The sequence below is a fragment of the Staphylococcus sp. 231237_7MaSpsaltlick genome, from assembly GCF_043107035.1.
Genome location: NZ_JBICNX010000028.1, coordinates 26293 through 40789, shown reverse-complemented (window position 1 = coordinate 40789; position 14497 = coordinate 26293). Strand labels below are relative to the sequence as shown.

General features: G+C 34.8%; 19 protein-coding genes. 18 read left to right on the top strand and 1 reads right to left on the bottom strand.

Annotation, left to right across the window (positions count from 1 at the left end; translation table 11 throughout):
• The 16 genes from ACF91D_RS26440 to ACF91D_RS26365 all read left to right on the top strand — a co-directional run.
• The coding region (locus ACF91D_RS26440) for an uL15 family ribosomal protein (RefSeq protein WP_392438003.1) at positions 1 to 241 on the top strand (241 nt) is incomplete at its 5' end.
• Positions 241 to 1533 (top strand): preprotein translocase subunit SecY, encoded by a 1293-nt coding sequence (secY, locus tag ACF91D_RS26435; RefSeq protein ID WP_042739073.1) that lies wholly within the window; start codon positions 241 to 243, stop codon positions 1531 to 1533. The genes ACF91D_RS26440 and secY, both read left to right, overlap by 1 nt.
• Before the next feature lie 17 nt (positions 1534 to 1550).
• On the top strand, positions 1551 to 2198 hold the full coding sequence (locus tag ACF91D_RS26430) for an adenylate kinase (RefSeq protein ID WP_042739072.1): 648 nt from the start codon (positions 1551 to 1553) through the stop codon (positions 2196 to 2198).
• A gap of 177 nt (positions 2199 to 2375) precedes the next feature.
• Positions 2376 to 2594: a translation initiation factor IF-1 gene (gene infA / locus ACF91D_RS26425; RefSeq protein WP_001118443.1), complete on the top strand. Its 219-nt coding sequence runs from the start codon at positions 2376 to 2378 to the stop codon at positions 2592 to 2594.
• A gap of 31 nt (positions 2595 to 2625) precedes the next feature.
• Positions 2626 to 2739 carry a 50S ribosomal protein L36 gene (rpmJ, locus tag ACF91D_RS26420; protein WP_002482634.1) on the top strand — a complete coding sequence of 38 codons (114 nt, stop codon included), beginning with the start codon at positions 2626 to 2628 and terminating at the stop codon, positions 2737 to 2739.
• Positions 2740 to 2760: 21 nt separating this feature from the next.
• The gene (rpsM, locus tag ACF91D_RS26415) at positions 2761 to 3126 is read left to right on the top strand and encodes a 30S ribosomal protein S13 (protein ID WP_042739071.1); all 366 of its coding nucleotides are present in this window, start codon (positions 2761 to 2763) and stop codon (positions 3124 to 3126) included.
• Positions 3127 to 3149: 23 nt separating this feature from the next.
• Positions 3150 to 3539, top strand: coding sequence for a 30S ribosomal protein S11 (gene rpsK / locus ACF91D_RS26410; protein WP_002471279.1), 390 nt, complete (start codon positions 3150 to 3152; stop codon positions 3537 to 3539).
• Positions 3540 to 3615: 76 nt separating this feature from the next.
• Positions 3616 to 4560: a DNA-directed RNA polymerase subunit alpha gene (locus ACF91D_RS26405; RefSeq protein ID WP_042739070.1), complete on the top strand. Its 945-nt coding sequence runs from the start codon at positions 3616 to 3618 to the stop codon at positions 4558 to 4560.
• An 18-nt stretch (positions 4561 to 4578) separates the two neighbouring features.
• Positions 4579 to 4947 carry a 50S ribosomal protein L17 gene (gene rplQ / locus ACF91D_RS26400; RefSeq protein WP_042739069.1) on the top strand — a complete coding sequence of 123 codons (369 nt, stop codon included), beginning with the start codon at positions 4579 to 4581 and terminating at the stop codon, positions 4945 to 4947.
• Between the two features lie 897 nt (positions 4948 to 5844).
• Positions 5845 to 6654 carry an energy-coupling factor transporter ATPase gene (locus tag ACF91D_RS26395; protein ID WP_107526894.1) on the top strand — a complete coding sequence of 270 codons (810 nt, stop codon included), beginning with the start codon at positions 5845 to 5847 and terminating at the stop codon, positions 6652 to 6654.
• Entirely contained in the window at positions 6651 to 7514 is an 864-nt protein-coding gene (locus tag ACF91D_RS26390) for an energy-coupling factor transporter ATPase (protein ID WP_107526895.1), read from the top strand. The genes ACF91D_RS26395 and ACF91D_RS26390 overlap by 4 nt, the downstream gene beginning before the upstream one ends.
• Entirely contained in the window at positions 7504 to 8310 is an 807-nt protein-coding gene (locus ACF91D_RS26385) for an energy-coupling factor transporter transmembrane component T family protein (protein WP_107589337.1), read from the top strand. Before ACF91D_RS26390 ends, ACF91D_RS26385 begins: the two co-directional genes overlap by 11 nt.
• Positions 8311 to 8313: 3 nt before the next feature.
• Positions 8314 to 9078: a tRNA pseudouridine(38-40) synthase TruA gene (gene truA, locus ACF91D_RS26380; RefSeq protein WP_107526897.1), complete on the top strand. Its 765-nt coding sequence runs from the start codon at positions 8314 to 8316 to the stop codon at positions 9076 to 9078.
• A gap of 244 nt (positions 9079 to 9322) precedes the next feature.
• The gene (rplM, locus tag ACF91D_RS26375) at positions 9323 to 9760 is read left to right on the top strand and encodes a 50S ribosomal protein L13 (protein WP_042739064.1); all 438 of its coding nucleotides are present in this window, start codon (positions 9323 to 9325) and stop codon (positions 9758 to 9760) included.
• Positions 9761 to 9779: 19 nt separating this feature from the next.
• Positions 9780 to 10172: a 30S ribosomal protein S9 gene (gene rpsI, locus ACF91D_RS26370; RefSeq protein WP_042739063.1), complete on the top strand. Its 393-nt coding sequence runs from the start codon at positions 9780 to 9782 to the stop codon at positions 10170 to 10172.
• Between the two features lie 197 nt (positions 10173 to 10369).
• Positions 10370 to 11257, top strand: coding sequence for an alpha/beta hydrolase (locus ACF91D_RS26365; RefSeq protein ID WP_107526898.1), 888 nt, complete (start codon positions 10370 to 10372; stop codon positions 11255 to 11257).
• Positions 11258 to 11291: 34 nt separating this feature from the next.
• Here ACF91D_RS26365 and ACF91D_RS26360 read toward each other — a convergent pair whose 3' ends face one another.
• On the bottom strand, positions 11292 to 12290 hold the full coding sequence (locus ACF91D_RS26360) for an LLM class flavin-dependent oxidoreductase (RefSeq protein ID WP_119624623.1): 999 nt from the start codon (positions 12288 to 12290) through the stop codon (positions 11292 to 11294).
• 149 nt (positions 12291 to 12439) lie between these two features.
• On the opposite strand from ACF91D_RS26360, the gene ACF91D_RS26355 reads away from it, so the two are divergent.
• Positions 12440 to 13441: an NADP-dependent oxidoreductase gene (locus tag ACF91D_RS26355; protein WP_107526900.1), complete on the top strand. Its 1002-nt coding sequence runs from the start codon at positions 12440 to 12442 to the stop codon at positions 13439 to 13441.
• Between the two features lie 28 nt (positions 13442 to 13469).
• Positions 13470 to 14483: a zinc-binding alcohol dehydrogenase family protein gene (locus ACF91D_RS26350; protein ID WP_107526901.1), complete on the top strand. Its 1014-nt coding sequence runs from the start codon at positions 13470 to 13472 to the stop codon at positions 14481 to 14483.
• Positions 14484 to 14497: the final 14 nt, after the last annotated feature.

The following is a 14497-nucleotide window of genomic DNA, read 5'->3' as shown; positions in this document are numbered from 1 at the left end:
TAACATTAACCTTAAAGAATTTGCTATTGTTAACTTAGACAAACTTAATAAATTTGAGGATGGTACTGAAGTAACTCCTGCTTTATTAGTAGAATCTGGTGTAGTTAAGAGTGAAAAATCAGGAATCAAGATTCTTGGTAATGGTTCACTTGACAAAAAGCTATCAGTGAAAGCTCACAAATTCTCTGCAACTGCAGCAGAAGCTATCGAAGCTAAAGGTGGAGCACACGAGGTGATCTAATGTTAGAAACGCTTGTGAACTTCTTTAAAACAAAAGAAGTTCGTAACAAGATCTTTTTTACACTCGCAATGTTAGTTATTTTTAAAATAGGTACTTATATTCCAGCACCTGGGGTAAACCCAGCTGCCTTTGACAGTCAACAAGGTTCTCAAGGTGTCACTGATTTGTTAAATACATTTGGTGGCGGAGCCTTGAAGAACTTTTCTATCTTTGCTATGGGTATAATGCCTTATATTACTGCATCAATCGTTATGCAGTTATTACAAATGGATATTGTTCCGAAGTTTTCAGAGTGGGCGAAACAAGGTGATGCAGGTAGAAAGAAATTAAATAACGTTACGCGTTATTTTGCTATTATACTTGCTTTTATCCAATCTATTGGAATGGCATTCCAGTTTAATAATTACTTGAAGGGTCAATTGATCATGGATCAGTCGATTCTGAGTTATTTATTAATTGCTGTTGTATTAACAGCCGGAACAGCGTTCTTAATGTGGTTAGGTGAACAAATCACTCAATTCGGTGTTGGTAATGGTATTTCAATAATTATCTTTGCAGGTATATTATCATCAATACCTTCAGCATTGATTCAATTCTATCAACAAGCATTCGTTGGACAAGATGATGTTACAATGGCTTGGTTAAAGGTAATTGGATTAATAGTTGGAATGATATTATTAACAGTTGGAGCGATTTACGTCTTACAAGCTGTTCGTAAAATTCCGATTCAATATGCTAAAAAACAATCGACACAGCGATTAGGTTCACAAGCAACGTATTTACCTTTAAAAGTTAACTCTGCAGGGGTAATACCAGTTATCTTTTCAATGGCATTTTTCTTATTACCTAGAACATTAACATTGTTCTTCCCAGATGCGAGTTGGGCACAAAAAGTTGCGGATGTCGCAAACCCATCTAATAACTATGGTATGGTTGTATATGTCATATTAATCATAGCATTCACTTATTTCTACGCATTTATACAAGTTAATCCTGAGAAGATGGCAGATAACCTGAAGAAACAAGGAAGTTATGTCCCAGGCATTAGACCTGGAGAGCAAACTAAAAAATATATTACTAAAGTGTTATATCGTCTGACATTTGTAGGTTCTATATTCTTAGCTGTTATAGCAATTCTTCCAATCATTGCTACTAAAGTAATGAGCTTACCACAAACAATTCAAGTGGGTGGTACAAGCTTACTAATTGTAATTGGTGTTGCAATTGAAACAATGAAGAGTTTAGAAGCGCAAGTAAGTCAGAAAGACTATAAAGGCTTTGGTGGTAGATAAATTGTAGGAGGGCACTTATGAATATCATTTTAATGGGTTTACCTGGAGCAGGTAAAGGAACTCAAGCGAGTGAAATTGTAAAGAAATTCCCAATTCCACACATATCTACTGGCGACATGTTCAGAAAAGCGATTAAAGATGAAACTGATTTAGGAAAAGAAGCTAAATCATACATGGATCGTGGAGAATTAGTCCCTGATGAAGTTACTGTGGGTATCGTTAAAGAAAGAATTTCTGAAGACGATGCGAAAAAAGGGTTCTTACTAGACGGCTTTCCTCGTACTATTGAACAAGCTGAAGCATTAAGTGAAATCATGCAAGAATTAGATAGAAAAATTGATGCTGTTATCAATATAGAGGTACCTGAAGAAGAACTAATGAACCGCCTTACTGGTCGTAGAATCTGTGAAAAATGCGGAACGACTTATCATCTTGTATTCAATCCTCCAAAAGTTGAGGGGATTTGTGATCTTGACGGTGGTAAATTATATCAACGTGAAGATGACAACCCAGAAACAGTTGCTAATCGTTTAAACGTCAATGTTAAGCAATCAAAACCTATCTTAGAATTCTATGATAATAAAGGTGTATTGAAAAACATTGATGGCTCTAGAGATATTAATGTAGTAACAGAAGACGTTATTAATATTTTAGAGCAACTATAATCAATTTCAACTTTGTACGGTCTATGTAATGCCAAAAGTATAATTAAATAAGAGTGACAATGCGATTGAGTAATTCATTTTAATTTTGTTAAACTTATTAACAACACTAATAGACTCGTATGGTTAGAGTTGATTATTGACGATAACCAACTACCGCAAAAAGGGGGAAGTTAATAAATGGCTAAACAAGATGTAATTGAATTAGAAGGTACTGTATTAGATACTTTACCAAATGCAATGTTTAAAGTAGAATTAGAAAATGGTCATGAGATCTTAGCACACGTAAGTGGTAAAATCAGAATGAATTATATTCGTATTCTACCTGGCGACAAAGTAACTGTAGAAATGTCTCCGTATGATTTAACACGCGGAAGAATTACTTATCGTTATAAATAATCGTCACTCCATAATATAGGGAGGTATTAAAATGAAAGTAAGACCATCAGTAAAACCTATTTGCGAAAAATGTAAAGTCATTAAACGTAAAGGTAAAGTAATGGTAATCTGTAGTAATCCTAAGCACAAACAAAGACAAGGCTAATAAAGAGAGGTGTAAATAATTATGGCACGTATTGCAGGAGTAGATATTCCACGTGAAAAACGTATTGTTATCTCATTAACATATGTATATGGTATCGGTACAACAACTGCTAACAAAATTGTTGAGCAAGCTAACGTATCAGCAGATACTCGTACTAAAGATTTAACTGACGACGAATTAGGTCGTATCCGTGAAGTAGTAGACAGCTATAAAGTAGAAGGTGACTTACGTCGTGAGCAAAACTTAAACATCAAACGTTTAATGGAAATCTCATCATACCGTGGTATCCGTCACCGTCGTGGTTTACCAGTACGCGGACAAAAAACTAAAAACAATGCTCGTACTCGTAAAGGCCCAGTTAAAACTGTAGCTAACAAGAAAAAATAATAGGTAAAGGAGGCAAAATTTAAATGGCACGTAAACAAGTATCTCGTAAACGTAAAGTGAAAAAGAATATTGAAAACGGTGTAGCACACATCCGTTCAACATTCAATAATACAATCGTAACAATCACTGATGAATTTGGTAATGCTTTATCATGGTCATCAGCAGGTGCACTTGGATTCAAAGGATCAAAAAAATCTACACCATTTGCAGCTCAAATGGCATCAGAAACTGCTTCAAAATCAGCAATGGAACACGGTTTAAAAACTGTTGAAGTTACTGTTAAAGGACCAGGTCCTGGTCGTGAATCAGCTATCCGTGCATTACAATCAGCTGGATTAGAAGTAACTGCGATCCGTGACGTTACTCCAGTACCACATAATGGTTGTCGTCCACCAAAACGTCGTCGCGTTTAATTTTATTGTTATTGTCGCAGGTCACTGAGAAATACAGTACAAATCAAGTCGACGTAATCAAGGAGGATATTTGTAAATGATTGAAATCGAAAAACCTAGAATTGAAACAATTGAAATTAGTGATGATGCTAAATTCGGTAAGTTCGTTGTTGAACCACTAGAACGTGGCTACGGTACTACACTAGGAAACTCCTTACGTCGTATCCTACTATCTTCATTACCAGGTGCAGCCGTCAAGTACATTGAAATCGAAGGAGTATTACACGAATTCTCAGCAATAGACAATGTAGTTGAAGATGTTTCAACAATCATTATGAACATCAAAAACTTAGCGTTGAAAATCTATTCTGAAGAAGACAAAACTTTAGAAATTGATGTTAAAGATGAAGGCGAAGTTACTGCAAGTGACATTACTCATGACAGTGATGTTGAAATTCTAAATCCTGAACTTAAAATTGCAACTGTTTCTAAAGGTGGACACTTGAAAATCCGTCTTGTTGCTAACAAGGGTAGAGGTTACGCATTAGCAGAACAAAATAACACTAGTGATTTACCAATTGGTGTAATTCCAGTGGATTCACTTTATTCACCTGTTGAACGTGTAAACTATACAGTTGAAAATACACGTGTAGGTCAAAGTAGTGATTTTGATAAATTAACTTTGGATGTTTGGACTAATGGTTCAATCACACCACAAGAGTCTGTTTCACTAGCAGCAAAAATCTTAACAGAACACTTAAACATCTTTGTTGGATTGACTGATGAAGCTCAAAACGCTGAAATCATGATTGAAAAAGAAGAAGATCAAAAAGAAAAAGTGCTTGAAATGTCAATTGAAGAATTAGACTTATCTGTTCGTTCTTACAATTGTTTAAAACGTGCTGGCATTAACTCTGTTCAAGAATTAGCTGATAAATCAGAAGCAGATATGATGAAAGTTCGTAATTTAGGACGTAAATCATTAGAAGAAGTTAAATATAAACTTGAAGACTTAGGTTTAGGCTTAAGAAAAGAAGATTAATATAAAGGAGGTTAACTCATGGGTTACAGAAAATTAGGTCGTACTTCTGATCAACGTAAAGCTATGTTACGCGACTTAGCTACATCACTTATCGTTAGTGAGCGTGTTGAAACTACAGAAGCTCGTGCGAAAGAATTACGTAGTGTTGTTGAAAAATTAATCACTTTAGGTAAACGCGGAGATTTAGCTTCACGCCGTCAAGCAGCTAAAACTTTACGTAACGTTGAAATCCTAAATGAAGATGAAACTACACAAACTGCACTTCAAAAATTATTTGGTGAAATCGCTGAACGTTATAACGAACGTCAAGGTGGTTACACTCGTATTCTTAAAGTAGGTCCTCGTCGCGGAGACGGAGCTGAATCAGTAATTATCGAATTAGTTTAATTTAAATATACGTACTACTATATATAAAGCAAATGAGTGCAACGATAATGTTTGCCACATACAAATATTGTCTAGCTCAGAGTACCCCATCAAACTTAATAAATTTTAAAGCGTGAACTCAAAAATAAATGATGGGGTGCGCGCTTTTTTTGTTTAGTCCCCCTTAACTCTTTAGAGTTTAGGGGGACTTATGCAATTGCGAAGCAATAGCGAACCATAAAAGCTTAACTCTTTAGAGTTTAGGGGGACTTATGCAATTGCGAAGCAATAGCGAACCATAAAAGCTTAACTCTTTAGAGTGTCAAGAGGAATACATGCATATGATGCATGCATAAGCAGTGCATAGGAATCAGAGATTCCAAGGACTGCTAAGGCTTATGCAATAGCGAACCATAAAACCTTAACTCTTTAGAGTGTCAAGAGGAATACATGCATATGATGCATGCATAAGCAGTGCATAGGAATCAGAGATTCCAAGGACTGCTAAGGCTTATGCAATAGCGAACCATAAAAGCTTAACTCTTTAGAGTGTCAAGAGGAATACATGCATATGATGCATGCATAAGCAGTACATAGGAATCTGAGATACCAAGAACTGCTAAGACTTATGCAATTGCGAAGCAATAGCGAACCATAAAAGCTTAACTCTTTAGAGTGTCAAGAGGAATACATGCATATGATGCATGCATAAGCAGTACATAGGAATCAGAGATTCCAAGGACTGCTAAGACTTATGCAATTGCGAAGCAATAGCGAACGATAAAAGCTTAACGCTTTAGAGTGTCAAGAGGAATACATGCATAAGCAGTACATAGGAATCAGAGAATGCAATATGATTCATTTTCATGTAAAATGGATAAAGTATACTAATTTTAAATGTCAAGGGAGGCAATCGATATGGAATCAATGGATAGTATAATTAAATTTAATCATGTATCCTTTAAATATAATAGTGACGAACCATTTGCATTAAATGATGTATCCTTTGATATACCTAAAGGTAAGTGGACATCGATTGTCGGTCACAATGGCTCTGGAAAATCTACAGTGGCAAAATTGATGATTGGAATACAAAAACCTCTGACAGGAGATATTTATTATAATCATCAGTGTATAAACCCTGAGCATTTAAGTGAGTTGAGAAATCATATTGGGATAGTGTTTCAAAATCCTGAAAATCAATTTGTTGGTGCAACAGTGGAATATGATGTTGCATTTGGATTAGAAAATAATGCTATATCTCACGAATCTATGCATGAAATTGTACCTAAAGTGCTTAGTGACGTTGATATGTTAGATCGTTTAAATTATGAACCTCAATCTTTGTCTGGTGGTCAGAAACAACGTGTAGCAATTGCTGGTGTATTAGCGCTTAATACTGAAGTTATTATTTTAGATGAAGCAACTTCTATGTTAGATCCAGTAGGAAGAACTGAATTACTTAAATTAATCAGACGGTTAAATTCTGAGAAAGATGTGACTATAATTTCAATTACGCATGATTTATCAGAAGCTGCTGAATCAGATCAAATGGTAGTATTGAATGAAGGTAGTGTCTTTCAAATTGGGACACCCCAAGAAGTGTTTAGCCATGGAGAAGCGCTCACGAAAATTGGATTAGATTTACCGTTTGCAATGAGAATCAACCAATTAATTAGAGGAGAGTCAGAGTATATCACTTATGAAAGGTTGTTAAGTGAACTATGACAGTAAATTTTAATAAAGTAAGTTATGTGTATCAAAAGGGAACACCTTTTGAGCATTTAGCACTAAAAGATATCATAACAGAATTTGAGCAAGGAAAATATTATGCAGTCATCGGACGGACTGGTTCTGGTAAATCGACATTAATTCAACATTTCAACGGCCTTTTAAAGCCCACTCAGGGGTCGATGACGGTTAATGATATACAGATTATACCTAAGACTAAGGATAAGTATTTGATGCCCGTACGAAAGCGTGTAGGAGTTGTGTTCCAATTCCCCGAATCTCAATTATTTGAAGACACAGTAGAGAGAGAAATATTATTTGGCCCTAATAATTTTAATATGCCATTGTCAGAAGTTAAAGAAAGAGCCTTTCGTTTATTGTTAGACTTTGGTTTTAGTAGAGATGTATTAGAGCAATCTCCATTTCAAATGTCAGGTGGTCAAATGCGTAAAATAGCCTTAACATCCATTTTAGCAATGAATCCTGATATTGTAATACTTGATGAACCAACTGCTGGTTTGGATCCAAAAAGCCAAAAGCAAATTATGCAATTGATTAAAAATTTACAGATTAGACATAAAAAGACTATCGTTTTAGTTACACATGAGATGAATGATGTGGCTCGTTATGCTGACGAAGTTAAAATAATGCGAGACGGTAAGATAATAGAGTCCTGTTCACCACGAGCACTATTTAGTAATTCAGATTATGTGGAACAGCTAAACCTCGACGTTCCTGATATCGTGAAATTGCAACGTGATATTGAAAGCAAGCATCAAATGAAGTTTAATCATGTTGCTTTAACAGAGGATGAATTTGTAGCGATGTATAAGGAGTGGACGAAAAATGAAAGATAAGTTTATTATTGGACGTTATTTGCCACTTGATACATTAATACACAGACTTGATCCACGAGCAAAACTGATATTTGTCATGGTATTTATTATATTGATTTTTATTGCACATAGTTTTGCTACATATTTATGGTTATTACTATTGATAGGCATGATTGTGCGTTTATCAAAAATCAAATTATGGTTTTTGGTAAAAGGTTTAACACCTATATGGATATTTTTAATCTTTACCTTTGCCATGCATTTATTTTTAACAAAAGGTGGCACGCGTTTAATAGAGATAGCCTTTATTTCAATTGATACAGCAGGCATATTAGAAGGGATTTATATAGTCTTAAGATTAATGTTTATAATCATGATTTCTACGATTATGACTTTGACAACAAGTCCGATTGATTTAACAGATGCGTTTGAAAGATTATTAAATCCTTTAAAATGGATTAAAATTCCAGTACATCAACTCAGTATGATGATGTCAATTGCACTTAGATTTATACCAACGCTAATGAATGAATTAGATAAAATTATACTTGCCCAAAAATCGCGAGGATCAGAGATTAGTTCTGGCAGCATTGCAAATCGTATTAAAGCCTTTGTACCATTATTAATTCCCTTGTTTGTTTCAGCTTTTCAGCGCGCAGAGGATTTAGCAATTGCGATGGAAGTTAGGGGTTATGACACGAATAAACAACGCACAAGTTATCGAAGGTTGCAATGGCAATGGCAAGATACATTGGCACTTGTAGCCCTAATACCAATTGCTTTAATATTAATTGCATTGAAAGTTATAGGAGTGTAAAGCATGCGTGTTTTGGTAAATATATCATATCAAGGAAGCCAATTTTTAGGTTTTCAAATACAACAAAATGGAAGAACTGTACAACAGTTATTCGAAAAAATTCTTAAACGTATTCATAAACGTCATGTGAGAATACACCCAACAAGTCGAACAGATCGAGGTGTACATGCACTTGAACAATATTTTCACTTTGATACAGAACTCAACATACCGGCGCAACAATGGAAATACGCTATGAATAGAGCGTTGCCAGGTGATGTTTATGTTAAAGATGTAACCATAGTAGATGAACACTTTCATTGCAGATATGATTGCGTAGGGAAGTCTTATCGCTATAAAGTATATCAGTCTGAAACTAAGGATCCATTTCAAAGTGGATTGAAAACACATTTACCTGAACAACTAGATATAGAAAAAATGAATAGAGCGGCTCAATTTTTTATAGGTACTCATGACTTTACAGGTTTTTGTTCGCAGAAAACGGAAACAGAAAGTAGAGTCCGTACTTTGTATGGAAGTAAAATAATAAAAACTGCTGACGGCTTCGATTACGTTGTAACTGGTTCGGGATTTCTATATAATATGGTGAGAGTATTAGTAGCATTTCTAATCGAGGTCGGTAAGGGAAAAAGAGAACCGGAAGAAATTCCAAAGCTGTTAGAAGCGAAAGATAGAAAGCAAATTCCTTTTACTGCACCCCCGGAAGGGTTGTACTTGGAACGCATATACCTCACATTGGATGAACTCATTGCGACATATGAAGTTTAGTAAGAAATTTAAGTAAAAAATTTCTTTAGAAAATCACTAAATTACATTGACAAAATGACATAAAAATTATACGATTACTAACGGTATTGTTTTATATCACCCACGATAAGCCCCGGAATCTTATTGTGTTACAAGATATAGAAGCACGTAGAACAAAATTAATAAAATAAATGAAATTTACGATTTAAAAGTATACTACTATTAAATATGAAATCTTATTTATTTACTCTAGGAGGACAATATTATGCGTCAAACATTTATGGCAAATGAATCAAACATTGAGCGCAAATGGTATGTGATTGATGCTGAAGGTCAAACACTTGGTCGTTTATCATCAGAAGTAGCATCTATTTTACGCGGTAAAAATAAAGTAACTTATACACCACACGTTGATACTGGTGACTATGTAATCATCATCAACGCTTCAAAAATTCAATTCACAGGTAATAAAGAACAAGATAAAGTTTATTACCGTCACTCAAACCACCCAGGCGGTATTAAATCAATCACTGCTGGTGAGTTAAAAGCAACTAACCCAGAACGTTTAATTGAAAACTCAATTAAAGGTATGTTACCAAGCACTCGTTTAGGCGAAAAACAAGGTAAAAAATTATTTGTATATGGTGGCGCTGAACATCCACACGCTGCACAACAACCAGAAAACTACGAGTTACGTGGTTAATTAGAAGGAGGAAATTACATTGGCACAAGTTGAATATAAAGGCACAGGCCGTCGTAAAAACTCAGTAGCACGTGTACGTTTAGTACCAGGTGAAGGTAACATCACAGTTAATAACCGTGACGTACGTAGCTACTTACCATTCGAATCATTAATCTTAGACATAAACCAACCATTTGATGTAACAGAAACTAAAGGTAACTATGATGTATTAGTTAACGTTTCTGGCGGTGGTTTCACTGGACAAGCTCAAGCAATCCGCCACGGTATTGCTCGTGCATTATTAGAAGCAGATCCTGAATACAGAGGTTCTTTAAAACGCGCTGGATTACTTACTCGTGACCCACGTATGAAAGAACGTAAAAAACCAGGTCTTAAAAAAGCACGTCGTTCACCACAATTCTCAAAACGTTAATTGTTGGTTCATACGAACTACGATGTTTCAAGAAGCTCCCAACTTTGTTGGGGGCTTTTTTTGTAAACTTTTTTAACCTAGTATGTAGTTCGTTTAAATCTTTTATATGAAAAGGATAACCACAATATTCTCGGGTATGAAATATATAGTGTATAGCATATTTATATACTAATATTTTTATAAGAGGTGTTTCGAGATTGATATTACAAAAAAATAGTGTTTTTAGAAGAATGATTATCAGTAGTATTATAGTCATATTTACTATAATGTCACTGTTATATTTAATGACAGTACATAATCAAGTTAACGCGGCACAACAAGCAACTACCCAAGAAGCAAAACAAACACCTGAGCCGACATTTTACTTACATGGTTACTCTGGTTCGGAGAAGTCAGAGCGTTATTTAGTAAATTCAGCAATTGAAAAAGGTGTCACGAATAAAGTAATCAAAGCTCATGTATCAGCTGATGGTGAAGTCACATTTGACGGTAAATTTGATAAAAATGATCCTCATCCTATTGTTCAAATTATTCTTGAAGATAATAAAAATTGGGATTACAACAAAAATGCCGAATGGTTTAAAAATGTCATTACTGAAACAGAACAGCATATTAAATATAGTAAATTTAACATGGTAGCACATTCGATGGGGAACCTTACGTTAGGCTATTATATGTTGAATTATGCTGGAGATGAATCTTTACCTAAATTAAATAAACAAGTTAATACGGGTGCACCATATAATGGTATATTAGGCAGAAATGACGAACCGAATGAAGTGAAATTGGATGAAAATGGTAAGCCTGATCAAATGAAACAGGAATATAAAGATTTACAACAAATGAAATATAATTATCCTAAAAAATCAGTGGATGTATTAAATGTGTATGGAGATCTTCAAGATGGTTCACATTCAGATGGAAAGGTGACAAATCAATCTTCATTATCTCTTAAATCTTTACTAAATGGTTATGTGAATTCTTATCGTACCTTTAAAGTTGAAGGGGAACATGGTGAACATAGTGCATTACATGATTATAAAGTAGTAGCAGATGAAATTAATGCATTTATTTGGAATAAATAGTGTAGAAATTAAAATCAACGTAACTATTGGTGAGTTACGTTGATTTTTTATTTTCTTTTGCAATAAGTTGAAGTAATTGCTTTCGATTTTCTTCTCCATAGACATGAGGTTGAATCATAATTTCATCAGCACCATATTGATCCTGTATATTCTGTAATTGTGCATAAACAGCACTAGGAGTACCAGAAATAACGCGCTTTTTATTTTGTAGCATTTTTTCCTGTTCTCTGCTTGTAAGTGGTCTATTTTTTACATATTGAGGTGAAGCATAAAATTGTGGCTGGTCGATGTAATTTATACGTAATAACCAATAGTGTAGCGCTGTTTCTAAATCATTTATGGTTTCTTGATTATCGGCAGTTACTACAAATGTAGAAATGATTACGTAACTTTGACGTTGAGGGTGCAATGTTGCGAATTGTTGTCGATAATGTGTGATTACATTCGCAACCTGAGAAGCTGGTTGTCCCATTAAAGCAATGACGAATGGTAATCCTTCTTTCGCTGCAAGAGATGCACTATTTTTACTCATACCTAGAATAAACATTAAAGGCTTAGTATCAACTTTAGGGGTAACAGCGATATTTTTAAAGCGGTGAAATTGTGTGTCACCATTAAAATATTGAATTAAATCTTCAATTTGAGTTTCATAATCGACTGGTTGTGATTTATGTTCGTTCAACGCTTTATTTACATTTTTAAAGCTGGGTGAATGACCTGTCCCAATATTTATTCTGTTAGGGTGACGTGCTTCCATAATATTAAATTGTTCTGCCACTTTATAAGGGCTATAATGTGCCAACATGACGCCACCACTACCTATTTGTATTGATTGTGTTTGTTCTAAAAGTGCCATCATAACCATTTCAGGTGCACTAGAAGCAACTGAATATACTTGATGATGCTCTGCAACCCAATATCTTTCATAGTTTAATTGCTCAGCCAACTGTACAAGTTCTATGGCATGATTAAATGCTTCTGTTGCATTGCAATCTTGAAAGATGGGGACATAGTCCAAGATGCTTAATTTCACGGATTATCCTCCTTTAATAACTTCGTATAACAAGTGTTTAATTTAATAAATCATAACATGAAGTTAAAATTGAAGATAAGCGATTTGATTGCTTGAGATAGTCAATCACTATAAAATGAAAGATAACAGACGTGAATGGAGGCTAAAAAATGAAAACAGAAAGAATTGTATTAGCTAAAAGACCTGTAGGTTTACCTACAGATGAAATTTTTCGATATGAAACTGTTGAAATAGGGCAGCCAGGTGATAATGAGATTCAAATTGAAGCACTATACATTTCAGTGGATCCTTATATGAGAGGTAGAATGAGTGATAGCGAATCTTATGTTCAACCATTCAAATTAGATGAAGCACTTAATGGTCATGTGGTAGGTAGAGTAACAGAATCGAATCATGATCAATTTAAAACCGGTGATATTGTCACTGGTGGACTACCTTGGCAAAAGGTTGTAAATATATCAGGAGATAAAGTGATAAAAGTTTCAAATACAGAAGTACCTCTTTATCTTTACCTTAGCGTGTTAGGCATGCCAGGACAAACTGCTTATCATGGTTTACTTAAAATAGGAGAGCCTCAAGAAGGTGAAACTGTCGTAGTATCTGCAGCTTCAGGTGCTGTTGGTTCTGTTGTTGGACAAATTGCTAAATTGAAAGGTGCACATGTTGTTGGTATTGCAGGTGGACCTGAAAAAACGGCATATTTAACAGAAACGTTAGGTTTTGATGTAGGATTGGATTATAAAGACGAAGATTTTGCAACTGCATTAAGCGAAGCAGTCCCTAATGGCATTGATGTCTACTTTGAAAATGTTGGCGGTGATATTGCGGATGAAGTGTTTAAACATTTAAATCAATTTGCCAGAATTCCAGTCTGTGGTGCAATTTCTGGTTACAATGATACAGAAATTGAATATGGTCCTCGTATTCAACCAACATTAATCAAATCTCAAGCATTAATGAAAGGTTTTATCGTTGGAAATTATGCAGATGACTTTAAACAAGCAAGTCAAGATTTAGCACAGTGGGTTATTGAAGATAAAATTAAAACAAAAACGACAGTAGAAGAAGGCTTTGAAAATTTACCACAAGCATTCCGTAATTTATTTACAGGTGATAATTTCGGCAAACAAGTAGTTAAAGTCGCAGATTAACGAATTAATAGTGAAGGAGATGCATGTGATGAAAGCAATTGGTGCAGATAGCGCTTTTAATTTATCTGAAGGGAATCAATTTTATGAATTTGAAATAACCTCGTTAGAACCAAAGCAATATGAATTATTGGTGAAGATAGATGCAATTAGCATTAATCCTGTTGATACTAAGATTAGGCAATCACCTGTTGATAATGCACCACGCGTTTTAGGCTTTGATGCTGTAGGTGTTGTTGAGGCAATAGGCGATAATGTCAAACATTTTCAGGTGGGTGATGAGGTCTATTATTCTGGTTCACCGTCTTACCAAGGTTCAAATCAAACACATCAAATTGTAGATAGCCGCTTGGTAGCAAGAAAGCCTCAAAATATATCGGCAATTGAAGCAGCCAGTATTCCACTCACTGGTTTAACAGCTGCAGAAACATTATTTGATGTATTCAATATTTCACACAATCCAGAAGATAATAAAGGTAAGTCAATCTTAATTATTAATGGAGCAGGTGGCGTTGGAAGTATTGCTACCCAAATGGCTAAACAGCACGGTTTGCATGTTATAACAACAGCATCTCGTGAAGAAACACATCAGTGGTCGAAAGAAATGGGGGCAGAAATTGTCCTGAATCATAAAAATGATTTAAGTGCAGAATTTGAGAAATATGAAATTTCTGAAGTGGATTATATATTCTGTACCTTCGATACAGATCGATATTTTGAGAAAATGATCGAATTAGTAAAACCAAGAGGTAAGATTGCTACAATAGTAGCGTTCAAGGACAAGCAAGATCTGAATTTACTCAAAAATAAAAGTGTGACTTTTACACACGAATATATGTACACACGACCATTGCATGAGACAGAAGATATGCAACGACATCACGAGTTACTATCAGACATTACTGATAAAATTGAATCCGGTAAATATAAACCAACAGTCAATAAAGTATTACAAGGATTAACTGTTGACAATTTATATGAAGCGCATAGACAATTAGAAAGCCATGCAATGGTTGGCAAGTTAGTAATCCAAGTTGCTGAGTAAGTCCCAATAGAATA

What these genes read in the sequence shown, in the direction of transcription:
- ACF91D_RS26395 (WP_107526894.1), top strand. Translation starts at nt 5,845, where the DNA reads ATGGAATCAATGGATAGTATAATTAAATTTAATCATGTATCCTTTAAA.
- infA (WP_001118443.1), top strand. Translation starts at nt 2,376, where the DNA reads ATGGCTAAACAAGATGTAATTGAATTAGAAGGTACTGTATTAGATACT.
- ACF91D_RS26350 (WP_107526901.1), top strand. Translation starts at nt 13,470, where the DNA reads ATGAAAGCAATTGGTGCAGATAGCGCTTTTAATTTATCTGAAGGGAAT.
- ACF91D_RS26385 (WP_107589337.1), top strand. Translation starts at nt 7,504, where the DNA reads ATGAAAGATAAGTTTATTATTGGACGTTATTTGCCACTTGATACATTA.
- ACF91D_RS26355 (WP_107526900.1), top strand. Translation starts at nt 12,440, where the DNA reads ATGAAAACAGAAAGAATTGTATTAGCTAAAAGACCTGTAGGTTTACCT.
- rplM (WP_042739064.1), top strand. Translation starts at nt 9,323, where the DNA reads ATGCGTCAAACATTTATGGCAAATGAATCAAACATTGAGCGCAAATGG.
- rplQ (WP_042739069.1), top strand. Translation starts at nt 4,579, where the DNA reads ATGGGTTACAGAAAATTAGGTCGTACTTCTGATCAACGTAAAGCTATG.
- ACF91D_RS26430 (WP_042739072.1), top strand. Translation starts at nt 1,551, where the DNA reads ATGAATATCATTTTAATGGGTTTACCTGGAGCAGGTAAAGGAACTCAA.
- rpsM (WP_042739071.1), top strand. Translation starts at nt 2,761, where the DNA reads ATGGCACGTATTGCAGGAGTAGATATTCCACGTGAAAAACGTATTGTT.
- secY (WP_042739073.1), top strand. Translation starts at nt 241, where the DNA reads ATGTTAGAAACGCTTGTGAACTTCTTTAAAACAAAAGAAGTTCGTAAC.
- rpmJ (WP_002482634.1), top strand. Translation starts at nt 2,626, where the DNA reads ATGAAAGTAAGACCATCAGTAAAACCTATTTGCGAAAAATGTAAAGTC.
- ACF91D_RS26390 (WP_107526895.1), top strand. Translation starts at nt 6,651, where the DNA reads ATGACAGTAAATTTTAATAAAGTAAGTTATGTGTATCAAAAGGGAACA.
- ACF91D_RS26405 (WP_042739070.1), top strand. Translation starts at nt 3,616, where the DNA reads ATGATTGAAATCGAAAAACCTAGAATTGAAACAATTGAAATTAGTGAT.
- rpsK (WP_002471279.1), top strand. Translation starts at nt 3,150, where the DNA reads ATGGCACGTAAACAAGTATCTCGTAAACGTAAAGTGAAAAAGAATATT.
- truA (WP_107526897.1), top strand. Translation starts at nt 8,314, where the DNA reads ATGCGTGTTTTGGTAAATATATCATATCAAGGAAGCCAATTTTTAGGT.